This window comes from Herpetosiphon llansteffanensis (genome assembly GCF_003205875.1).
GTDB lineage: Bacteria > Chloroflexota > Chloroflexia > Chloroflexales > Herpetosiphonaceae > Herpetosiphon > Herpetosiphon llansteffanensis.
The window spans coordinates 21,240-43,156 of record NZ_PUBZ01000169.1 but is presented as its reverse complement, the minus strand read 5'-3'; the positions used below and the strand labels follow the sequence as shown (position 1 = coordinate 43,156).

Sequence of the window (21,917 nt, the reverse complement as noted above, 5' to 3'; positions counted from 1 at the left end):
CAAAAGGAGACACGGGTTGGCCCTCACAACAGACACAGATTGCAGCAAGTAGGCTACTAGGCGTAATTGCGCTGAGTGTAGCCCATCGTTAATGCTTTGTCAACTTTCTAGGGCATTCAGATGCTCAATTAAGCGCTGCCAACTAGCCTCAGTTTCTAAGGCATTAGCATAGCCTGCGAGCCGCTGTCGTAGCGGGCTTGGCACAAATGCTTGGCCAAATAAACACAACTGGCTCAAAACAATGCTGGCAACATGACCCGATCGCAGGAACAATTGGGCTACGCCGCTAAGCCGATGGCGATGCAGGCTCTGCGCCAATTGAACTAAAACCTGCTCAGCCTCATCAGCCTCGGCCATGCTGCCACTCCGCTGTATCCAGAATAATCGTCACAGGCCCATCGTTGATCAGCTGAACCTGCATTGCCGCGCCAAATTGGCCACTGGCAGTTGTAATGCCTTGCTCACGACAATAGGCAATAAACTGCTCAACCATTGGCTCGGCCAAGGTTGGGGCTGCCGCGCCAACAAACGATGGTCGGCGGCCTTTGCGGGTATCTGCATAAAGTGTAAATTGCGAAACGACCAATAATTCGCCTTGACAATCGATTAACGAGCGGTCAAACCGATCGTGATCATCGGGAAAAATGCGCAAATTGAGAATTTTATCGGCAAGCTTGCGCAAATCGTCAGCGCTATCGCTGGGGCTAACTGCCAGCAACACCAAAAGGCCAGCATTAATCTGGCCAACAAGCTGTTCAGCAACGGTGACACTGGCACTAGCTACGCGCTGGATAATTGCCCGCATCGTTTTTGCCCCCGTAAAATGCCCCAGCACTGCCCATAATGCGGCCAAAGACCATGCGGCCCCGATCGTTGGTCCACACTCGACTGACGATCACCCGAACTTCATCGCCAATTCGTTCGCGGGCATCTTCAACCACAACCATCGTGCCATCTTCGAGATAGCCAATGCCTTGTTCGCGCTCGCGGCCCTCTTCACGCACTTTCACGACCAACATTTCGCCAGCGCCCACTGGTGGTCGCACAGCATCGGAAAGCACATTTAAATTGAGCACTTGCACGCCTTGTAACTCGGCAACTTGGCTCAAGTTTTTGTCGTTGGTAATCAAGGCGTGGCCATCTTGCAAGGCCAAGGTGACCAATTTTTGGTCAACGCCGCGCGCATTGGCAATATCTTCGTTGGGCATTTCGAGCCGCAGTTGGTCGTCTTTGCGAATTTCTTCTAACATATCGAGGCCACGTCGGCCACGCATGCGCTTCATATCATCGCTCGAATCGGCCAACAGCTGCAATTCGTTCAAAACAAAGCGTGGCACTACTAAAACGCCATCAAGAAAGCCACTACGCACAACTGCCAAAACCCGGCCATCGATAATCGCGCTGGTATCAACCAAACAGGTGCGGCGCATTGGCACAGCTTCTTTAACCGGACGCGCTTTGGCGGTTTGCAACGAAACGCTAAAGTTAGCCAAGTTTTTCTTTTGATACTCAAAACCCATAACACAAAAGTAGATTGCCAAAAAACTAGCAATTGCTGGCAAATAATTGCCGAGCAGCCCAGGCAAATTGCTCAGTGGAATCGCTAATAGTGCGCCAATCACCACGCCCAAGAGCGTGCCCAAACCCAAAGCAATCAATTCTTGAGCACTACTTTTGCGCAAGCGTTGATTCACATTGCGAATTGGGTATAAGATCAGGCGATGGGTAATTAACAAGCCCAAGCCAGCCCCCGAAAGGATGAGCAATTGCATTGCTAAAATTTCATCTTCGGTAGCGGGATTGCTCGCCGAACGTGAGCTAAAATACCAACCAACATAGCCCAACAAGATCATGCCTAAAATTCGAACCCAAAAATCAATGCTAAGTAAGCGATTTCTGTTTACAGGCTTTTTTTCCGAAATCGTCATAAATCTCCTCGTGAGCACATCCACAATTCACGCTTAATCATCATGGTCAGTTGCTGCCTTCGCGGTTGGCGGCTCACCAGGTGATGGTCGCGGCGCACCAATTAAAGCAGCGCGCACTGCTTCAACTAATGAACGAATGCCAGTAACCTGAAACGCGTCGATCTGCGGTAAGGCATCGATCTGCGGCACAATTGCATTATGAAAACCAAGCTTGGCCGCCTCGTTCAAACGCCGATCAAGCTGGCTTACCGAACGCAATTCGCCCGAAAGCCCAATTTCACCAATTAAGACGGTATTTGGTTCAACGCGCTGGTTCCGAAATGATGAAGTTATCGCCGTGGCTACAGCAAGATCGATCGCTGGCTCGGTCACTTTCAAACCGCCTACCACATTAACATAAATATCCTGATTGAACAATGGCACGCCAACCCGCTTTGAGAGCACCGCAATAATCATTGCCAACCGGTTTTGATCAAAGCCATTGGCGGTACGCCGCGGTTGGGCATTGGCGGTGTGGCTGGTCAGGGCTTGCACTTCCAATAACAATGGACGCGTGCCTTCCAACATCACTGCCACCGCCGAGCCAGGCGAATTGGTGCTGCGCTCGGCCAAGAAAATTTGCGATGGATTGGTGACTTCGACCATGCCACCTTGATTCATCTCGAAAACCCCAACTTCATTGGTGGAGCCAAAGCGATTTTTGACGCTGCGTAACAATCGATATTGATGAAAGCGCTCACCTTCAAGGTACAACACGACATCAACAATGTGCTCAAGCACCCGTGGCCCAGCAATTGCGCCTTCTTTGGTCACATGGCCAACCAGCATAATTGAAATATTGTGTTGCTTGGCAACCCGTTGGAGCCGCAACGCGCCTTCGCGTACCTGCGAAACACTGCCCGCCGCCGAAGTCACATCTTCGCTATATACGGTTTGAATCGAGTCGACAATCACCAAGACTGGTTTCATGCGTTCGATAGTGGCAATCGCCGTATCAAGGCTGGTTTCAGCCAAAATAAATAAACGCTCAGCAGCTAAACCAAGCCTCGTTGCCCGCAACTTAATTTGTTGCTGCGATTCTTCAGCAGAAATATACAGCACATCGCCTGCCATTTCGGCCAAAGCAGCGCTTTGCTCAAGCAGCAAGGTCGATTTACCAATCCCAGGGTCGCCGCCAATCAGCACCAACGAGCCGGGCACAATCCCGCCGCCAAGCACGCGAGCAAATTCGCTGCCACGAACTGGCAAGCGTTGCACATCGCCAAGTTGAATATCCGGCAAGCGTAATGGCTCGCTCACTCCTAGAGGTGATCGAGTACTACCGCCTGTCGTACCTACTGACTTCGTGACAATTTGTTCAACCAAACTATCCCAAGCGCCACATTCGGTACAGCGGCCCATCCAACGGGGAAACTGTGCATCACATTGTTGACACACGAAAATTGTACGTTGTTTGGCCATGAAAACACCAGTTCCTTGCTTGCCATATCTCGTTAAATTATAGCACAGCCGCTTGGTTCAATGAACTAAGTTCGTGCTATACTTGGCGCAGATTACCAAGCAAATACTTGAGCTTTTTGGCTTTCGCCTGCGCTAAAAATCGCTCCACTGTCCCCCATATGGGCAGGATCGCCTTTAGGCCAAAGTGGTGCTTTTGGGTTATCGCAATCGCTTAAATAATTTTTTACAATAGCGAGTGAGGGTTATCGCTGGCTTAGGCAAGCTGGAACCACATTCGTCTGCCGTCACTTGCACTGCTGCATGTGCTGCTTAACGTGAGGTTGGTATGCCATCAACACCGCATCGTCAGCGTAAACCAGAGTGGTTACGCAAACCCGTGCTTTCACCAGAGTTGCGCAATGTCCGTCAATTACTGCGTGATCTCAATCTCAATACTGTGTGTGAAGAAGCCTCGTGTCCTAATATCGCTGAATGTTTTGGCCAAGGCACTGCTACTTTTATGATCGGCGGCGATCGCTGTACGCGGCGTTGTCATTATTGTGACGTAACCACCGCCAAGCCTTTTCCGCTTGATCCACGCGAGCCAAATAACGTGGCCGAAGCTGCTGCGCGTTTGGGTTTAAAATATGTGGTGGTAACCGCTGTGGCTCGCGATGATGTTAAGGATGGTGGCGCACGCCACTTTGCTCGCACCATCAACGCCATTCGCCAACGCTTGCCAGAGGCCGAGGTTGAGGTCTTGATTCCCGATTTCAAGGGCGATGCCGATGCACTCAAAACAGTCTTGGATGCCGAGCCACACGTGCTCAATCACAATATCGAAACCGTGCGCAGCGTCTTTAAAAGTGTGCGCGCCCAAGGCGATTATGATCGATCATTAGCCTTATTGGCCCGCAGTCGTGAGTTCGCCCCCCAAATCAGCACCAAATCGGGGTTTATGGTGGGTTTGGGCGAAACAACCAATGAAATCTACCAAACCATGGATGATCTCAAACAGGTTGGGGTCGAGCTGGTCACGATTGGCCAATATTTACAACCATCGTTGACCCATGTCGCGGTCAGCGAATATATTCCCCCTGAGCGTTATGAGTTGTATCGCAGCTATGGCCAGCAATTGGGCTTTCGCGCCACCTTTGCCGGGCCATTCATCCGCTCATCATTTCACGCGGGGGAGTTACACCACCAACAAATAAGCAATGACGTGGCTAGCCCAGTGCAAGAATGGATTGCACTCGAACCACGCTAGATTATCGATAGAAGGAGTTCCTATGTCGTCCGTGCATGAAACGCATTTATTGGCTGAAGGGATTACTGCCGCCAAAGCAGGCCAGCGCGCAACAGCCCGTGATTTTCTGACCCAAGTGATAGCACTCAATGCACGGAACGAACTAGCGTGGCTCTGGATGAGCGCAATTGTTGATACGCCTGAGCAACGCCGCGATTGCCTTGTACGGGTTTTGTTGATCAACCCCAGCAACGAAGCGGCCCAACGTGGCATCGCAGCCCTCGAAGTGCAAACCAAACCTGCGCCCATGCCAGAGCCAACTCCCCCAATTTCAATGGCTGCTAGCAGTAATGGCAAATTAATTCAATGTCCATTTTGTCATTCGGATACCGATAGTAGCAAGCTCGATTGTCAAGTATGTGGCGAAAATACCATTCTCACCTGCCCCTCATGTGATAGTACAATAAACTTATGGGAAACCACCCGCTGCCCATGCGGCGAGGGTTTACGGCACTACATTTTCTTTCCCGATGGCATCGATCACGAAGGCTTAGGCCAACGCTATGCCTTGATGGAGCGCTGGGAGCCAGCCGCCCGCCAATGGGATCGCGCGCTCAAAGATGGCTCGCATGTAGTGATGTTGCACCGAAAATTGGCCCAAGCCTACGATAAGATTGGCCGCAACCAAGAGGCCGAATTTCATCGCCAAGTGGCCCAATCCTGATTCCTTAGCCAATCCTTACTTGCATCAGGCCAAATCTATGTCAAAATCGGTGTATCCTTAAAAATAGCCAATGAATGTCTTTTTAGCGATGGATTACCGTTATGACAATCGATGATGAACTTGCCAAAGGCATCGCTGCTGTGCGCGCAGGCCAACGAGAGCTTGCGCGCCAGCATCTACAAAAAGTCCTCCTGACAGATTCCAAAAATGAGACTGCTTGGCTCTGGCTTAGCGGCATTGTCGAAACGCGCACCCAAAAACGCGATTGTCTGCAAATCGTGCTTTCAATCAATCCCGATAATACTGCTGCTCGCCGTGGCCTCGAAGAGTTAGCCCAAAGCGAAGCAGCCGATTTTCTTTCGACCTTCGAGCCACATCGGCCACCAGCCGAGCCAACTCCGCCACCAGCACCAGCACCAATCGCTTCAGCGCCAGCTCCAGTGATTAGCAATCCAGCAAGTTTCGATGAGCCACCAGCGGAAATGTTTCAACCGTTGCCAATCGAGCTTGATCAGCCACTTCCAGGCTTTGGTTTTGCGCCAATGGTCGCTGAAGTTAGCCCCGAACTAAGCCCGGTCGCAAGCAGCCCAACCAGCAATGTGCCTAAACCGCCGCAAAATCTCGAAGCTCCCTGTGCATTTTGTGGCACGCCAACCCAAAGCACTGGCGAATGTAGCACTTGTGGCACCGAACAAACCTTCGATTGCCCCAATTGTGGCCATGTGCTCGATGTGCGTGAAAATTGGGTCTGCGAATGCGGCCATTCCTTCGAGAATTTCCTGACCGCCGAACGCACGCTTGATCGCGAACGTCTGGCCCAAATGTATAGCGACCGCGATTTTCCTGCTGCTGCGGTTAAGCAATGGAAAGCAGCCCTGCCAACCAGCCGTCGCCCGCAACAGCTGCATGCAGCAATCGGGCGGGTTTATGATAATCTAGGCTTATACGAGCAAGCCGAAATGCACTATAGGTTATCAAAACAAAAATGATTGATCGTGAACTACTCCAAACCACCATGGCTGAGTGGGAACTAAACCTGACTGCCAGCCAAATCGACCGTCTTGAGCAGTATGTGGCGTTGCTAACCCAATGGAGCGAGCGCATGAATTTGGTTGCGCCCTCGACCTTGCCCGAAGCAACCAAGCGTCACTTGTTGGATTCTTTTTCGCTAGCCACAACCTGCCAACAAGCGCCAGCAAGCTTGGCCGATATTGGCTCTGGCGCAGGCTTGCCAGGCATTCCCTTGGCAATTTTGTGGCCCGAAACCGAAGTGTTATTAATTGAATCAATTGGCAAGAAGGCTGAATTTTTGCGCCATGTGGCCCAAGAATTGCAGCTTGAACACGTACTGGTTGAGGTCGAACGCGCCGAAGTTGTTGGCCGCGAACGGCGTTGGCGCGAGCATTTTGAGCTGGTGACGGCGCGCGCGGTGGCCAATTTGGCAACCCTCGCCGAATACTGTTTGCCCTTGTGCAAAATTGGTGGCATGTGGCTTGCACCAAAAGGCTTTGAAATTGAGCCTGAAGTGCAAGATGCAGAGCAGGCCATAACCATTCTTGGAGGTCAATTACGGGCGGTCTATAATGTCAACATTCCAGCCGAGCCTGTCCGTTCCCTTGTCGTCGTTGACAAAATAGCTTCTACCCCATTGACCTACCCACGCACGGTTGGCACACCATCCAAAAAACCATTGTAACTTTATGGAAAAAGGCGCGTACTACTTGAGAACCGCCAACGCGGTGTGCTAGAATGAATTCACACAATCTTTGTGTTTTAGCTAAGGAGGAACTCCTATGTCGTTGTTGAGCCGTGTTCGCGACCTGGTTAGCGCCAATCTCAATACGATGTTGGATAAGGCCGAAGACCCTGAAAAAATGGTCAACGAGTACATGCGGCAATTGCAAGAACAACTGTACGAAGCCAAAACCGCTGTTGCATCCGCCATGGCCGATGAAACCAAATTGCACAACAAGATGGTGACATTCCAAACCGAAGCTGATCAATGGCAATCCAAGGCTGAAGCTGCGGTTCGCGCAAGCGACGATGAATTGGCAAAAGCTGCCTTAGGCCGCAAAACCAATGCTCAAAAAATGGCCGATACCTATCGCCAACAATACGAACAACAAGACGAGCAAGTGGAACAACTCCAAAAAGCCTTGGTCAGTCTTGAATCACGCTTGTCAGAAGCCAAAGCCAAGAAAGAATTGATTATCGCCAAGAAGAATCGCGCCGAAACCCAAGAAGCGATTCAACGCACGGTTCAAGGTTTGGGCAACCTCAATGCGATGGATAAATTGTCCCAAATGGAAGAACGTGTCGATGATCGCTTGGCCCAAGCCGATGCGATGTCAAAACTCGAAGGTGGCTCGCTCGAAGCTCGCTTTGCCGACCTCGAACGCGATACCGCTGTCGAAGATGAATTGGCTGCCCTCAAAGCAAAAATGGGCAAACAATAGTTTTTAAACTTGCGGGTGTTGGTTCAAACCAGCACCCGCTTTGTCTTTAAGCTCCAAGCAACACTAGCAGCGCAAAGCCTAAAATAATCACACCTGAAATGCGATTAATCCAGATTGTGTAGCCTTGCACTCGCTCACGCAAGAGGCTCACGCCACCACTCAGCAGCAACCACCACAAAGCCGAGCCAAGCGTCACCCCAACCACCAACCAAACACTCTCCCAGCCATAGGCCGTAATCCCCAAACCGGCAAACACGGTCGCAAACGATAAAATCGTCATGGGATTGGTCAAGGTCAAAAAGAGCGTCGAGGCATACATCGCCCACAAATTATCTGCTTGGGCGCTAGCCGCCTCGCTTGCAGGCCGACTGAGCATGGTTTTGATTGCCAAATAGCCCAGAAATAGCCCGCCCACAATCCGCAGCCCAAACAACCAAACTGAATCTTGGTTGACGTTATTAAGCGCCGCCGCTAAGCCAAACGCTGCCAGCAACCCATACAATCCATCGGCGGTCGCTGCGCCCAAGCCCGATAACAGCCCGGCCAAGCGGCCATGAACTAGGCTGCGTCGAATGCACAACACGCCAATTGGCCCAACTGGTGCGGCAATCGAAAAGCCTAAAATAAGCCCTTTGAGTAACATTCCCGTGCCCTCGCTTACGAAAAAGTGTCGATCAGCCTAGTTTCGCATGGATTGCACGCGAGTGCTTGCATCGGTGGTAGTATATTCGCTACCCTACAACGAATGCTAGACAAACGCTTAAATTGATGAGGTCTTTAGATCTATGACCGTACAACAACTTGAAACTGCTATCGCACCCCGCCATGTGGCAATAATTATGGATGGCAATGGCCGTTGGGCCCAAGGCCGCGGCCTCCCCCGTCTGGCAGGGCATCATGCTGGCACAGGCAATATCAAACGGATCGTGCGCGAGGCGATTGCCTTGGGCATTCCTTTCCTCACGATTTATGCTTTTTCAACCGAAAATTGGAAGCGCCCATCGTGGGAAGTGCGCGGATTGATGCGGATTATGGCCGAATATCTCGACCGCGAGTTGCGCGAGTTGCACGCCGAAGGGGTGCGCTTGCACTTACTTGGCACGCTCGATGGCGTTGATTCAGCGCTGGCCAAAAAAATTCAAAATGCAATTACGCTCACCGCCAACAATACAGCCTTGACCCTTTCGGTCGCCTTCAACTATGGCGGACGCGCTGATATTGTCAATGCAGTGCGCGAAATTGTGGCCAAAGGTATCAATCCCGACGATATTAGCGATGAGATGATTGCCGGCCACTTGTATACATCGGGCATTCCTGACCCCGATTTGATTGTGCGCACCAGCGGCGAGCAACGCCTAAGCAACTTTTTGATTTGGCAAGCAGCCTATAGCGAATATTACATGACCCCATTGCTCTGGCCCGACTTTGGCCCCGACCAATTTCGCGAGGCCGTGAGCAATTTTGGCAATCGCGAACGCCGCTATGGTGGCCGTATTGGCGAAGGCGAAATGGCCAAGTAAAGCAGCGCCATGCACGCTTTTGAGGTTCAATCATTAAGCATAGAGCGCTCAAAAATGAACATCTATCAACAACCCAAGCCAATACCCAAGCGGCTTGGGTTTGGTTTAACCAGCTTCAGGCCGCTATAACCCGTTGGATTGGGGTGCGCCTACCCGTGTGGTGCGAACCGAATCATACCAAAGTCTCTTGTTGGAACATGATATGATAGAAGCAGCAAGGTTGTTAAGTAACCTATTGCACTTTCTAAGCTTTAGCTTGTGGCACTTTCTCTACTTACCAAGAGGGTTTTCCCAATGCATATGCGATTGCCTGCTGCCCATACTCAACTTTTGCGTCAACTCAAAGATGAGCGCAGCAAACTGCAAGATCTCGTATGGGAACTCGATGATCTTGAACATGCTGTCGTCGATTTGGAACAACAATTAGACGCTACTCACGATACAAACAAACATCAAGAATTGGAGCATCTGCGCCAACGCCATGATCACGTCGAAGATGCGGTGCTCTATCAAATGATGTATATCGATCGCTTGCAAGAGCGCTACGATTTATTGCCCTACGCAGCAACGACTGCTGCCTAAGCTTCCCCAGCGAGGCTAGGCAAAATCTAGCCTCGCTTATTTCCGCAGATAAATCGCCACACTTTCATTTTCATACACCAACTCAAATTCCGGCGTATTGGCTAATTTGGCTTGATTGAAGATCTTGCCGTTGGTCGTCGCATAGGCATAATCATAGTCATGGTCGCGCATCCACTGGGCTAGCTCACTTGGCGTTTTGTCGCTAGCGTTGCGCAACCAGCCTGTTTCCGCCTCAACTGCATCGATATACTCAAATGTTCCTTGGTTATAAACCACCGGCGGAGTACTGACCTGCAAGCCAGCATAGGGCAAAATCCACCAGCCGCCATCGCCGCCACGAGCCACGTTGTAGAGCCAACCTTCCGTGTTAATCGCAAAACGGGCATTTTTAGGAATTCGCTGCACAATCCAATTCAGCGCGGTTAAATCATCTGCTTTGGCGATAATTGTGCCATCGTTGATGACGCTATGCATTTTGCTCGCCGAAATGAGCACCGTTATGGCCAAAATCGCGGTGCGCACGGCCCGCCAACCTCTGGCAACTCCTACTTTGAGATGTTTGCTCAAGCCTTGGTCTAATGAAGCAATCCCAAAAGCAAACCACAAACTAATCGGCAGAAAGATGGCCAACGCCACAATGTTGTTGTTGAAAAACGACAGATAGGGCAAACCAATCACAACTGGATTGGCAAACAGCATTACCAGCAGCGCCCACAAACAACTAATCAGCACCAAACGCCAGTGTTGCCACAAGCCAATTAAAGCCGTTGCCAAACTGACAAAGAAGAGCACAAGGTTATTCCAGGTCCAATATAAGCCTTTGGCCGCTTCGTAGGTGTTATAGCCGCCGCCAACCAGTTGCTTGGGCGTGCCACTGCCAGCAGGCTGAATTTCGCTAATCAATAAGGCCAGCCATGGCGACATCAACAAAATCGCCATGCCAACTGCAGCCGCTTGATTGCCCAGCACCCGCCAGCGTTGCTCATACCACACATCGCGCCCCAACCAGACCGCGACACACCATAACAAGGCAAAACCTGCTGCTACAAAGTGGGTTGGCAACAGCCCACCAAGCGTAATCGTCAATAAAATAAGGCCTTTGCGATCGCTGCGATCCATGGCGACCCATGCCAATAGCAACACGACCGGAACCATCGCCAAGCCAGCAAGCAAGGTGTAACGGCCCCAACTGAGATAATAGGCGGGCATAATCGAGATAAAGCCAGTCATGGTGGCAGCAGCCAAACCAGCAATTGGGCTTTTACTGAGACCAATTGTCGCGCTGCCAACCGAAATCACAATTAGCACACCTAAAAATTGGCCATACCACAACATAAATTGCGGAATGCTCATGCCGCTCAAGTTGTAGATTGTGGCAGCAGTTGAATGAAAACCCCAGTGATAGCCGAAATTATCAACTGGCAGATAGGGCCGCAACGAATAGGGCACTTGGCCAATCTCAGCAATCACCCGCATAATCGTGGCATGGTGAATTGAATCGACCCACGGCGGAAACGCGACGTTGCGAATATGGCTAACTCTGGTGCTAATCGCAAAAGCCACAATCAACAACCCCAAGCCAAGAATTGGCACCGGCGCTGGCAAGGCCCAAGGTTGTTCGCCCTCGCGCCAGATCCTCCAAACAACCCCGCCAACCAAACCAAAGGCGATAAACGTAATCATGCCAACGCTGAAGGCTAGCCCAAACGTCGTTAACCAGACATAGCCCAGTGGCCAGACGGCCAAACTGAGGCCAATCCAGAGGCTTGGCCGCACCAATGGCGCTAGCTCCAAATCAAGCCAGCGTTCTAGCAGGTAGCCTGGTGCCAGCGTACAAACCAGCGCCGCAAACCAAAAACGGCTGTGCGGCAAGATTAAGATCAATACCGCTAGCCCAAGCAATCCACCAAGCCCAATTATTCGTTGACGATTCATACAGCACCATGCAATCTGAGGTTCATGCCAAATGGTACACGAAAAACGCCACTGGTAAAACAGTGACGTTGCAAACCCAAGGCAGTTTGTTGGTTAGCGATGAACTTCGGCGCGTTGTTCGGCCAGCTGTAATTGCCAATTTTGCACCCGCAGCCGTTGCACCAATGAACGAGCCAAATTTTGCATCAACTTCAGGCCAAGTGAGGCATCGTCTTCAAACAAGGCAAATAGGTAGCGGCTATCGATCGAAAGCACGGTTGCCCCCGATTTGCCAGCGCGTAAATCGGCAGTGCGACGGCCACCTTTGCCTTGAATTAAGGCCATTTCGCCAGCAATTTGGCCCGCCATCAGCACATTGACCCGCCGCGATTCCTCAATGCCCAGTTCGTTGCTGATGCGCACCAACACATCAACTTGGCCATCTTGCACAATAAAAAGCTCGTCGCCGCTCGAATCTTCGAGCGCCAGCACATCTTGGGGCGCAAAATGATGTTGATGGCACAAGCCAGCCACCCGCATGCGTTGCGATTCGCTGAGATCTTGGCCCAACTCAGTGTTGGAGAGGAATTGGGCAATTTCGCCCACATCAAGGTCGCGTTGTTGCTGCACTTGAGCATTCGGCAGGCTAGGCAAAATTGGCAAGCCCAAAAACGAAGCAATATAGCGCATGGTCGTTTCGTATTGCTCAAAATGCGGCCAATGGCCAGCATTCGGAATCAAGCGCAAATCTGCTTCCGTCCATTCGTCGGCAACCGCACCAGCATCGCGCAATGGCACGGTATTATCTTCAGCGCCCCAAATAACTTGGGCTGGCGGCTGAATTTGCTTGAGTTTACCGCGCAAATCGCCCATTTTCATGGCTTCGTAACAGGCAGCACGCACAGCGCCTTGGCCAGGCCGACGGGCATCAGCGCGAATCCGATCGTAATCTTGTTGCGAAATTGCGGCTCGTTCGGCAAATAAAATTGGCTTCATCAACTGATTAATATAGCTCAAGGGGGTATTTTCGAGGTAGCTCAATATTTTGCCACCCAAGCGGGTGCGCTCAAGCAAAATATGCGGAGCCACAAACAGATTGATAAAGGTCGATAAGCGGCCACTGACCACAGGATTGAGCAAAATCAAGCGTTCGACCAACATCGGGTGGCGCAGCGCCAAGGTCATGGCAATTTGGCCGCCCATCGAGTGGCCAAGCACCACCACAGGCCGATCGCTGGCTTCTTCGATCAGTTTGGCCATCAAATCTGCATACCATTCAATTGTAATTGGGTGCTTCGGCGCAGGCGACCGCCCATAGCCTGGCAAATCGACCGCCATATACGAATAGCGCGTGCCTAAGGCTTGCAGCAGCGGAGTCCAGGTAAACCACGAGCTTGACCAACCATGAATTAACAAGGCAACCGGGGCATTGCGACGGTTATCGCGGATATGCAGTTCCTGACCGTCGATAACATAGGTTGACATGGACTACCCTCATTGCAGGACCAATTACATAATTAGCGTTATTGTAGCATAGTGAGGCAAGCAACTTCTATAGATACGAGGCTAGTTAGTAGGGAGAAAGAACATAGAACATAGAACATTTGGGGGTCGGGGGCTGGGGATCGGGAAGGATGAAGGATGAACATAGAGCATAGAACATAGAGCATAGAACATAGCATTTGGGGGTCGGGGGCTGGGGATCGGGAAGGATGAAGGATGAGGGATGAATTATGAAATCAGAAATCAAAATAGGGGTCAGGGGCCAGCGATCAGGGCATGCGGCTATGGGCTACTGGCTATGGGCTGGCACGATCATAATCCCAATAATCTGTGCCAATCTGTGGCAAAAAAATACATCTTCGTGCAATTCGTGCAATTCGTGGCTACAAAACAGTTCTTCGCTCTCTTCGCGCTCTTCGCGGTTTCTATCCTTCGTGCCCTTCGAGGATCAATACGGCTTGAATATAGACTAAAAACCCTGATTTTACCGTCTTTATTAGAATCATTCTCATTATGTGACTAAAGTTACAGAAGCATGGCTAGGAGCTTGCTACACTACATTCAGAAAACAAGTATGAAGTTATCGCCGCAGCGCGAAGGAGCATCAACAATGGCATACGTAATTGCAGAACCATGTATCGGCACCAAAGATTCAGCCTGTGTCAAAGTTTGTCCAGTTGACTGTATCTACGAAGGTGAAGACCAATACTATATCAACCCAGACGAATGTATCGATTGTGGCGCTTGCGAACCAGAATGCCCAGTTAGCGCAATCTTCTCAGGCGACAGCGTGCCAGAACAATGGGCTTCATTCGCTCAAAAGAACATCGATTTCTTCGGTTAGTTCCACACGAAGCCAATCGAAGCACAGGGACACGGACATTTCCGTGTCCCTCTTCTTTATTTAGTCGAGGTTGCAATGCTGCGTTTTCCAGTAGTTTGTTTTGATGTTGGCTTTACCTTGCTTGACGAACGGGTTGATGCCCACGATTTGATTGGCGAGGTCTTGCAAGAATTTGGCGTACAAGCAGAGCCAAGCTTAATTCGCGATGCCCGCCGCGCCACGAATCGCTGGTATCATCAGCGCTATCACGCGCTCGATAATAACGATTGGAGTTCCGATGCCACCATTCGCACGCTCTGGCTCGAATTCTATCAACACTTGTTCGATCAAATCGATCCCAGCCTTGATCATGCGGCGCTCGGCGATCGGTTGATCGCGCACTACGAGCAGCCAGAAAATTGGGTTCCCTTCGCCGATGTGCGCGAAACCCTCGATAGCTTGCACGCGCAAGGCATTCGCATTGGCATCGTCTCAGATTGGGCCAGTAGTTTACGCCCAATTTTGACCTACAACAAACTCTTGCCCTATTTCGATTTTGCGGTGATTTCGGCAGATGCAGGCTATGCCAAGCCTATGACCGACCTCTATCAGCTAGCAATCAAACGAGCTGGCGTTGCAGCAGAACAGATTATTCATATTGGCGATAGCTATTATGCAGATGTCTTGGGAGCGCGGGCGGTGGGCATGCAGGCAGCCTTGATCGATCGCCATCAGCGAATTAACAAAGCCGATTGCCCAATTCTGCGCGATTTGCGCGATTTATTGCAGTTGGTTTAATTATGCAGCTATCTCGCTCATAATGCGGTGGGCGAGATCTGTTATAGTTCAGGGGTAAGCGGAATCCACTCAATCAGATTCTGCCAATCTGTCAGCTTGGTGCAATACCAAATTTCATACAGCGCGCTCGCAATAATCCGAATTGGAGTTAATGGGCGTACAACTAAAATCCCACAATGCTGCTGGCCTTGAGCACAAAGCGCTGCTGCATGGCGAAAGATACTCGTCGCTTGGGTTACAAACAGCACTTGTGCTTGCTGGCTCAAGTGCAGAATCTGCTGATCGCTAAGCCCAGCCACAAACTGAGAATGCTCAGCAATGCGCACAATTTCAATCGCCGGGTTCAGGCGAAACAAGGCTGGGGTAAGACGAGCTGAAATATGTTCATCAACCAGATAACGAATGCTCATAGGCGCTGATCATGGTGCGTTGCTACACCCAAGGCCTTTAATTGTTGAATAAATGGCGAACGAGGCTGTGCTTCATGCGCAACTATCGCCGCTTGAGCAGCGCTTAAATATCGTTCCAGATAGATTTCAAGCTGCGCTTGGTTGCGCAAATAATAGACAATTGTGGCATAAATTGCTGTTAGCGACAGGCTTGGAAATTCCAAGCTAATCATTTCAGGGCTGTATCCATCATGGTAATAGGGCAAAATATGGGCAAGATCAATCCGATGCCCACGAATCCGAATTGCCCCATCCTCACGAAATTCAAAAAAATCTTCAATATTCATCATCATTAGGCTCCTTTTGCTCCTGATACCATGACTATTGTAAGGCGATTTTGCATCTTCAATGATGATTCAATTGGCTTTCAATTAATTTCGGCGTAAGCGCAACACCAGAACTGGCGGAATTTCGCTAAAATTGGCCCACGAAAATGGATGCGTGCTCGGCGTATCAGCTGGATAACTTGGCTCTAACAAGCCATCAAGCACAAATCCTGCTGCGAACGCCACCCCAAGCAAGCTCGCCAGCGAACGATGAAAGAACCATTGAGCCATTGGTTGGCCGACAACCCCAACGCCTTGATGACTAGCGGGCGTAAGATAGCTGCCAATTTGAATCTGTGAACGAGTTTCAACCTCGCCCTGCTCATTCTCAAATTGCTCGACAATTTTGCGACTGTGCGGTGCTTGAAAACATGGATGCACGGTTGCCAGCACAAAACGGCCTTGCTGCTTCAACAATTGGCTCGCCGCCTGAAACAATGGCTCAATCGTCGGCAAATCCATCAGCACCATGGTTGAAACCAGTGCATCAAAGCTAGCAACGCCCAAATCAAGCAATTGCGCAGAACTCGTCGCATCGACAACCTGATATTCAAGTGTGCTAGGGCTGGGATAGTGCTTAGCGCGTTCGATCAGGCTGGTGCTGGCATCAACTGCCAGCACCGATGCCCCCAATTCGGCCAAATAGCGCGCAAATAGACCGTTCCCACAACCAACATCAAGCATGCGCTGGCCTGCTTGTAGCTCCAACAATTGCAGCATTGCTGGCCGCACCAATTGCACATGAAAACGATTGCCAGCTTGGCCCATCGAGCTATCCCAATATTCTGCGTTGGCTTCCCAAGCGGCATTAGATTGGTCGTTCAATTCGGGCCATTCGGTATTTTCGCTCATTGCTGGATTCCTAATATTCTTGCGGATCAATCAATTCGCTACAATGGGGAATATCCTGCAAGCGCTCAAAGGTTTGGCGACCATGGGTTTTCGCCAACGCAACCATTTGATCAGCGCCCTGTGAGGGGCCGCCAACCCGCAGCACCGCATCGCAACGAATTACCAAACGCTCAGCAATTGGGTGAAACATAGCATTAAACGCCGCATCGCCAATCCGTTTGGAGCCAGCCAAATCGACCATTGGCAAGGCTAGCCACTCGCCAAGCACTGGCAAATGACCAGCATTGAACAAAGGCAACACATACGATTCCATCAGATGCACATTGGCTATAATTTTAGCCGGATCGTCGCCAGTGCCCGAACGATAGGGGCCCGCAATCAGAATCATCAACCCAGCTTGATCAGCCATAACCGCATCCTCCAAAGAAAATCCCCGTTACTCTAGCATAGCTGTCAACTATTCAGGCATACGCACTTCAAGGTTAGCGAATTCGCAAACTTGGCTTACTTTTGGTTGATATGCACCACAGACGAGACCAAGCAGACCCGCTTTGAACAAATCATCAACCTCAATATCAGTCAGGTAGGTATCATTAAAAAGTAAGGTAACTTTCTCACCTTGGACTAAAACTCCTAAACTATCAAATCCATGTTCCGATTTCTTTGGTAAGTTTGTTGAAGCAATTATCTCATTCCACTTATTCTGTTCATAATAAAGTAATCGATAATAATCACCAGTTATTTCAAAATAGTATTCATTAATATTTATAACTGTTTTTGCATTATTATATTTTCTTTGGGACAAAAATACTAAACCATAGCTACTATTCAGTTTCAACATCGATTTTGCTTCAACGCTTATATAAAATCCTTTTTCACGATCAATACGATAATCTGGCATCAATGAAGGAAAAATTGATATTTCATTCAAGTCCATTTCCATTCGATATAATTCTGGGCCAACATCCATCCTCCCAGTAGCATTATCATATTGAAAAGGCCCAACCATCCATTTATTCCGATTATCGCGAAACGAATCGGTTAATACAATTGGCCATTGTTGCCATGCTTCTTGCGGATTAGTCATTGTGGTTGGAGTAGCAGTTGGTTGCACGGTTGCGGCACAACCCAGCAATACGCTACTCAAAACGCCGATGCTCAGCCAACGAAATGGGTTCATAAAGCGCTCCTCTCAATAATTAAATCGACTGCGGCAATGCCCCAAGCCATGGGCCTGGCGCTTGGTTTGGCAACTCCACTAGCTCAGTTTTTTCGGCATAGATCGTGAAGCCACGCGCTTGATAATTAGCCAAAGCGGTTGGGCCATCGAGCGTGCAGGTATGCACCCACACCCGCGAGTTGGTTAATTGCCACGCCTGTTGAATAACGGCTGTGAGCAATATACCACCGAAGCCTTGGCCATACCATTGCGGCAATAAGCCAAAATAGCCAATTTGGGCCGAGCCATCAGCTTCTTGCACCAATTCACAATAGCCAATCGGAATCCCTTGATATGTGCCAAGCCAGGTTTGAATTGTGGGCTGGCTGAGATAATCGAGCCATTGCTGATACGTCCAGCTAAGCCGATCGAGCCAAAACCACGCACCACCAACAGCAGTATAGAAAAATCGATTAAGCTCAGGGCTAATCCGCTGAACCTGCACAAAACGAAAATCTGGATCATGGCGCAAACTTGGTTTAAGCTCGCTCGCCGCCAGCATTTGAAGATAGGTTGTGGTAACGTCGCGTTGCATGGGCAACCATTTCCTCTCTTTCTAATCAATCATTTGGCAGATGTTGCTGAATCTGCTTTCGATTATGCTATCGATTGATTATACCGAACGAGGTGAGCCATACCAACTAGCGATATGTGCGCCGAATGTGGCGCGCCGCAGATCGAAGGATTTAATTGTTGGGAGCAACTGGGCGCGCTGATCGCGTGGGAATATAATGATCCAGCTCTGCATGCCCAGCATTTTTTGGTGGTGGCCAGCTACAATTTGCAACACCCAGCCCAATTTAACGAGGTTGTCATTGCAGAATTGCGGATTGCCTTCAACGATTATCTTGACCATGGTGTGAGTGCTGCAACATTACGTCAACGAGCAGCCAAACACTATGCAGGAGCAACGCGGGTATTGCGGCCAGAAGCTGAGCGCCAACCACAATTACACCATTGGGCGATGACGATTGCCGATGTCTATCTGCCTGAGCAACCTGAGGGTGCGGTCGAGCGACTTTTTCGTTGGGCCAGAGTTATTCAGGCCTATCAAGTGGGAGCACAGGCTTAACGATCGCTTTGGCCAAGGCCAAGCCTTCAACAGCCTTGCTTCCAGCGGCAAGCAAGGCACGAGCACAGGCCTCAAAGGTTGAGCCAGTTGTCAGCACATCATCGATTAAGAGAATATGGGCAGGGGCAGGCTGTGCGCCATGCCAAGCAAACGCACCAGCGACATTGGTTGCGCGGGCTTGCGCTTGCTGGCCTACTTGATGATCGGTGGCACGCACCCGTTTAAGCTCGGTGCTGAGCGGCAATTGCCAAGCCTTGGCCAAATTACGCGCCAATAATTCTGCTTGGTTATAGCCTCGTTCACGTTTGCGCACGCCATGCAGCGGCACGGGCATCAGCACAACATCTTGCCAAGCGCAAAACTCAAACAGCAACGGAGCCAAAATCTGGGCCAAGGGGTAGGCATTTTGATATTTAAAGGCGTGGATAGCAGCCCGCAAACTGCCTTGAAATGGATAGATGCCCAACGCGCGTTCAAGCGGAGAATCGGCGGCTAAAGGTTGCGTGCGTTGATTGGGAGCTAGGGGAATACATTCGGCGAGGCAGGTCGGGCAAAATTGGGTTCCAGCCTTGCCACAACTGTAGCAGCGCGGCGGGTAAACGAGATCAAGCAAGCTATTCCACAAACGGTTGATCATCGTACCCCCAAACCAAACCCGCAAGCCAGACGACTTGCGGGTTGCTCTTTTAGGCGGTTTGTTGTTTGTTCGGGAGCGGCATTCGTTCCCAAACTTGCCAAATCAAGATCAAGAGAATGATCCATTGCAAGGGTTGGCGCATGGTAATCATGGCGGCCACGACCGAGCGTGATGATGGAATATGGCGATAGAGCCAATCGATGGCTACACCGGGCCATGTGCTTGCGCTCGCCAGCCATTGTTCTACGCCAACGGCCCCAGCCAAGAGAAACAAACCATAGACCAGCAAACCAATTGCCAAAATGCTCGCAACACCACTCAAGCCGACAAAGGCGCGGCGTTGCAGCTTCCAATGTTTGCTGCGCACCATCAATGGTGGCATCAAGCCAGGGACCAAGGCCAGAAGCTTGGCCGTCAGATCATCAGGAACAGATGTGATCATCGCTGAGCGCACAACCGTATCGAAGGCTTCAGCACGCCGTGCGCGGGTAGCACAGCTTTCACATGTATCAAGATGGTCTGTCAGTTGTGGATCTAACGCTTCTTCGCGCAGATCATAGTTGGTTCGATGTTCACAACGCTTCATGACACACCTCAGCGCCATCCTAGGGCAAATGCAAAGCGACCACGGTTTGGCCGTTCATCGGCAACAGGCTCGCGCTTTGCTGGCAAGAGTGCTTCCGATTGATTGGCGGCTAAGAGCAAAGCGAGGCGCTCTTTACCACGGCGAATATAGCTTTTGACTGTATTCAGTGGTACTTCTAAAATTTCTGCAATATCATTGTACCGCAAATCGTCAAAATAGTAGAGAGTTAATGCCAAGCGATAATGATCTTCAAGCTTATCTAAAGCTTGGGAAACTTCGGCCCGCAATTCGTGGTTCGAGGCCACTTCTTGAGGGTCGGCCCAACGATTATCATCGGCTATGCTCGATAACGGATCGACGGTTTCGCCATCGTCATCGGTCATGGCTGGCATCTCTGGGGCACGGCGACCGCGCTTGCGCAACTCGTCACGCCCAAGGTTGATAACCAAACGATAGAGCCAAGTCGTAAACCGACTTTCGCCATTATACTGGCCAATCACCCGCAACAGCTTGATACAAGCATCTTGGGTTAGGTCAGCGGCATCTTCGGGCTGGCGCATCACGCTCATGGCGATGTTGTAAATATAATGTTGTTGGCTAACAATCAATGCTCCCATTGCTTCGGGATCATTGCGTTGAGCGCGATTGAGAATTTCAGCAGTTGGTTCGGCCACAGTTACAACTCCTTGCCATCAGCGTGGCTTCTATTGCTTCAGACGCTGACCCGCAAAAAATAGTTGCAGCAATTGCAGCGATTGATCACGATTATGCCAAAATTGCCAGAATTACAAAATGATCTTTCGGTCTGTCAGCTCTAGTCCTTTTGGACGAGCACCGTGTTCCCTCACCCCCAGCCCCCTCGCCCACTGAACGCGGGCGAGGGGGAGAGGCCATTATTTATCGACGAGTCGCGATAAAACCACAGTGCGAAAGCTCCTCGCCCAGCGGCTGAGCGAGAGGTTGGGGTGAGGGTACATAGCCTAGCAAATTTTAGCGTAAGCCGAAGCGTCGTACGATCCGCACAATCCATGCGGTCAGCAAGGGGTCGGGTAGGCCATCTTCGTTAAGCCATGCACCATTTGGTTGTTGCAAGCTGCGCAAAACGTTGATTGCCTGCGTAACTGCCCGCGTCATGCGCGGAATGCGCGCAATCCCGGCGGCGTTCAACATCACGGCGAGGCTTGGCGCATCCCAATCGTTGGAAATAAGATCGCCTAAACCACCCAACATACGTTTAACTGGCCGACTTTCGCGATGGCCCAACAACACTGCGGCCAACATCGCCCAACCAGTTGCTTCAACCCGAAAACCTGGCAATAAGCCATTGTTGGCAATTTGGCCAAGCAACCAAGTATTCGCTTTGTCGGCTGCGACGTTGACCTCTGGGTTATCCAACAAGGCCAAACTTGCAGAACAAACAGCGGTGGTGAAGATCAGCGCCGCATCCGACTCGCTATCCATCCACAAGGGTGGGCTATACATAGCCAAATTGCTGCTTTCGCGCCACCAGCCACGCGGCGATTGGGCATCGAGGATAAAGCGGCTAGCAGCAGCAACCGCTGGATGGTCGCTGGCCTCAAGTTCAACAAAATGGCGAATAATGTTGCAGCTATCGTTGAGCGTGCTCGGTCGGCCTGCAACGCCATTCAGCGGAAAACCGCCATCGTCGTTTTGCAAAGCCGCTAATTGATCAAGTAATTCTTCATCGGCGGGCTGTGCCTCAAGCATGTGGGTTATTTTGGCTTGGGCTAAAACATTGCCCGATTGTTCAATCCATTGAATTGCTTCTGGAATACGCATTGCTGTGCCTTAATTCTGAAAATAAAGATAGCGCTATTGTAC

27 protein-coding genes are annotated in these 21,917 nt (G+C 50.5%); 10 read left to right on the top strand and 17 right to left on the bottom strand.

Annotated elements, in window-relative coordinates; all coding sequences use genetic code 11:
• Positions 1 to 99: 99 nt before the first annotated feature.
• The 4 genes from C5S61_RS26115 to radA are packed head-to-tail and all read right to left on the bottom strand — an operon-like array spanning position 100 to position 3,389.
• On the bottom strand, positions 100 to 357 hold the full coding sequence (locus C5S61_RS26115; RefSeq protein ID WP_110520461.1) for a hypothetical protein: 258 nt from the start codon (positions 355 to 357) through the stop codon (positions 100 to 102).
• Positions 344 to 805: a D-aminoacyl-tRNA deacylase gene (gene dtd / locus C5S61_RS26110; RefSeq protein ID WP_110520601.1), complete on the bottom strand. Its 462-nt coding sequence runs from the start codon at positions 803 to 805 to the stop codon at positions 344 to 346. The genes C5S61_RS26115 and dtd overlap by 14 nt, the downstream gene beginning before the upstream one ends.
• The gene (locus tag C5S61_RS26105; protein WP_110520459.1) at positions 777 to 1,928 is read right to left on the bottom strand and encodes a PIN/TRAM domain-containing protein; all 1,152 of its coding nucleotides are present in this window, start codon (positions 1,926 to 1,928) and stop codon (positions 777 to 779) included. The genes dtd and C5S61_RS26105 overlap by 29 nt, the downstream gene beginning before the upstream one ends.
• Before the next feature lie 33 nt (positions 1,929 to 1,961).
• Entirely contained in the window at positions 1,962 to 3,389 is a 1,428-nt protein-coding gene (radA, locus tag C5S61_RS26100) for a DNA repair protein RadA (RefSeq protein ID WP_110520457.1), read from the bottom strand.
• A 325-nt stretch (positions 3,390 to 3,714) separates the two neighbouring features.
• Between radA and lipA the strand changes: the two genes are divergently transcribed.
• From lipA to C5S61_RS26075, 5 genes are all read left to right on the top strand, one after another.
• Positions 3,715 to 4,635: a lipoyl synthase gene (lipA, locus tag C5S61_RS26095; protein WP_110520455.1), complete on the top strand. Its 921-nt coding sequence runs from the start codon at positions 3,715 to 3,717 to the stop codon at positions 4,633 to 4,635.
• Positions 4,636 to 4,657: 22 nt separating this feature from the next.
• Positions 4,658 to 5,338 (top strand): tetratricopeptide repeat protein, encoded by a 681-nt coding sequence (locus C5S61_RS26090; RefSeq protein WP_110520453.1) that lies wholly within the window; start codon positions 4,658 to 4,660, stop codon positions 5,336 to 5,338.
• Positions 5,339 to 5,439: 101 nt separating this feature from the next.
• Positions 5,440 to 6,327, top strand: coding sequence for a zinc ribbon domain-containing protein (locus C5S61_RS26085; RefSeq protein ID WP_110520451.1), 888 nt, complete (start codon positions 5,440 to 5,442; stop codon positions 6,325 to 6,327).
• Entirely contained in the window at positions 6,324 to 7,034 is a 711-nt protein-coding gene (gene rsmG, locus C5S61_RS26080) for a 16S rRNA (guanine(527)-N(7))-methyltransferase RsmG (RefSeq protein ID WP_110520449.1), read from the top strand. Before C5S61_RS26085 ends, rsmG begins: the two co-directional genes overlap by 4 nt.
• A 97-nt stretch (positions 7,035 to 7,131) precedes the next feature.
• A complete protein-coding gene (locus tag C5S61_RS26075) occupies positions 7,132 to 7,794 on the top strand; it encodes a PspA/IM30 family protein (RefSeq protein ID WP_054536778.1) in 663 nt (220 codons plus the stop codon).
• 46 nt (positions 7,795 to 7,840) lie between these two features.
• On the opposite strand, the gene C5S61_RS26070 is transcribed toward C5S61_RS26075, so the two are convergent.
• Positions 7,841 to 8,437, bottom strand: a complete 597-nt coding sequence (locus C5S61_RS26070; RefSeq protein WP_110520446.1) for a LysE family translocator — start codon at positions 8,435 to 8,437, stop codon at positions 7,841 to 7,843.
• A 142-nt stretch (positions 8,438 to 8,579) separates the two neighbouring features.
• Between C5S61_RS26070 and uppS the strand changes: the two genes are divergently transcribed.
• Complete coding sequence (gene uppS / locus C5S61_RS26065; protein ID WP_110520444.1) at positions 8,580 to 9,314, top strand: polyprenyl diphosphate synthase; 735 nt, start codon at positions 8,580 to 8,582, stop codon at positions 9,312 to 9,314.
• A 294-nt stretch (positions 9,315 to 9,608) separates the two neighbouring features.
• Positions 9,609 to 9,896 carry a hypothetical protein gene (locus tag C5S61_RS26060; protein ID WP_110520442.1) on the top strand — a complete coding sequence of 96 codons (288 nt, stop codon included), beginning with the start codon at positions 9,609 to 9,611 and terminating at the stop codon, positions 9,894 to 9,896.
• A 36-nt stretch (positions 9,897 to 9,932) separates the two neighbouring features.
• Here C5S61_RS26060 and C5S61_RS26055 read toward each other — a convergent pair whose 3' ends face one another.
• Positions 9,933 to 11,831, bottom strand: a complete 1,899-nt coding sequence (locus C5S61_RS26055; protein WP_110520440.1) for a hypothetical protein — start codon at positions 11,829 to 11,831, stop codon at positions 9,933 to 9,935.
• A gap of 93 nt (positions 11,832 to 11,924) precedes the next feature.
• The gene (locus C5S61_RS26050; protein WP_110520438.1) at positions 11,925 to 13,295 is read right to left on the bottom strand and encodes an alpha/beta fold hydrolase; all 1,371 of its coding nucleotides are present in this window, start codon (positions 13,293 to 13,295) and stop codon (positions 11,925 to 11,927) included.
• 628 nt (positions 13,296 to 13,923) lie between these two features.
• Here C5S61_RS26050 and C5S61_RS26040 point away from each other — a divergent pair.
• Complete coding sequence (locus C5S61_RS26040; RefSeq protein WP_110520434.1) at positions 13,924 to 14,157, top strand: ferredoxin family protein; 234 nt, start codon at positions 13,924 to 13,926, stop codon at positions 14,155 to 14,157.
• Positions 14,158 to 14,232: 75 nt separating this feature from the next.
• Positions 14,233 to 14,934: an HAD-IA family hydrolase gene (locus tag C5S61_RS26035; protein WP_110520432.1), complete on the top strand. Its 702-nt coding sequence runs from the start codon at positions 14,233 to 14,235 to the stop codon at positions 14,932 to 14,934.
• A gap of 41 nt (positions 14,935 to 14,975) precedes the next feature.
• On the opposite strand, the gene C5S61_RS26030 is transcribed toward C5S61_RS26035, so the two are convergent.
• The 6 genes from C5S61_RS26030 to C5S61_RS26005 all read right to left on the bottom strand — a co-directional run bounded on the left by C5S61_RS26030 (position 14,976) and on the right by C5S61_RS26005 (position 18,315).
• Entirely contained in the window at positions 14,976 to 15,344 is a 369-nt protein-coding gene (locus C5S61_RS26030; protein WP_110520430.1) for a DUF5615 family PIN-like protein, read from the bottom strand.
• Complete coding sequence (locus C5S61_RS26025; protein WP_164689793.1) at positions 15,341 to 15,673, bottom strand: DUF433 domain-containing protein; 333 nt, start codon at positions 15,671 to 15,673, stop codon at positions 15,341 to 15,343. The genes C5S61_RS26030 and C5S61_RS26025 overlap by 4 nt, the downstream gene beginning before the upstream one ends.
• A gap of 81 nt (positions 15,674 to 15,754) precedes the next feature.
• Positions 15,755 to 16,561, bottom strand: coding sequence for a class I SAM-dependent methyltransferase (locus C5S61_RS26020; protein WP_110520425.1), 807 nt, complete (start codon positions 16,559 to 16,561; stop codon positions 15,755 to 15,757).
• A 10-nt stretch (positions 16,562 to 16,571) separates the two neighbouring features.
• Complete coding sequence (locus C5S61_RS26015) at positions 16,572 to 16,970, bottom strand: DUF4406 domain-containing protein (protein ID WP_110520423.1); 399 nt, start codon at positions 16,968 to 16,970, stop codon at positions 16,572 to 16,574.
• Between the two features lie 48 nt (positions 16,971 to 17,018).
• Positions 17,019 to 17,741, bottom strand: coding sequence for a hypothetical protein (locus C5S61_RS26010; RefSeq protein WP_110520421.1), 723 nt, complete (start codon positions 17,739 to 17,741; stop codon positions 17,019 to 17,021).
• 19 nt (positions 17,742 to 17,760) lie between these two features.
• The gene (locus C5S61_RS26005; RefSeq protein ID WP_110520419.1) at positions 17,761 to 18,315 is read right to left on the bottom strand and encodes a GNAT family N-acetyltransferase; all 555 of its coding nucleotides are present in this window, start codon (positions 18,313 to 18,315) and stop codon (positions 17,761 to 17,763) included.
• A 114-nt stretch (positions 18,316 to 18,429) separates the two neighbouring features.
• On the opposite strand from C5S61_RS26005, the gene C5S61_RS26000 reads away from it, so the two are divergent.
• Positions 18,430 to 18,852, top strand: coding sequence for a DUF5946 family protein (locus C5S61_RS26000; RefSeq protein ID WP_110520417.1), 423 nt, complete (start codon positions 18,430 to 18,432; stop codon positions 18,850 to 18,852).
• On the opposite strand, the gene C5S61_RS25995 is transcribed toward C5S61_RS26000, so the two are convergent.
• The 4 genes from C5S61_RS25995 to C5S61_RS25980 all read right to left on the bottom strand — a co-directional run bounded on the left by C5S61_RS25995 (position 18,818) and on the right by C5S61_RS25980 (position 21,875).
• Positions 18,818 to 19,489: a ComF family protein gene (locus tag C5S61_RS25995; protein ID WP_110520415.1), complete on the bottom strand. Its 672-nt coding sequence runs from the start codon at positions 19,487 to 19,489 to the stop codon at positions 18,818 to 18,820. The two genes, C5S61_RS26000 and C5S61_RS25995, sit on opposite strands and share 35 nt — an antisense overlap.
• A gap of 49 nt (positions 19,490 to 19,538) precedes the next feature.
• Positions 19,539 to 20,075, bottom strand: a complete 537-nt coding sequence (locus tag C5S61_RS25990; RefSeq protein WP_110520413.1) for a hypothetical protein — start codon at positions 20,073 to 20,075, stop codon at positions 19,539 to 19,541.
• Positions 20,076 to 20,083: 8 nt separating this feature from the next.
• On the bottom strand, positions 20,084 to 20,749 hold the full coding sequence (locus C5S61_RS25985) for an RNA polymerase sigma factor (protein ID WP_110520411.1): 666 nt from the start codon (positions 20,747 to 20,749) through the stop codon (positions 20,084 to 20,086).
• Between the two features lie 316 nt (positions 20,750 to 21,065).
• Entirely contained in the window at positions 21,066 to 21,875 is an 810-nt protein-coding gene (locus tag C5S61_RS25980; protein ID WP_110520409.1) for a prenyltransferase/squalene oxidase repeat-containing protein, read from the bottom strand.
• Positions 21,876 to 21,917 lie beyond the last annotated feature (42 nt).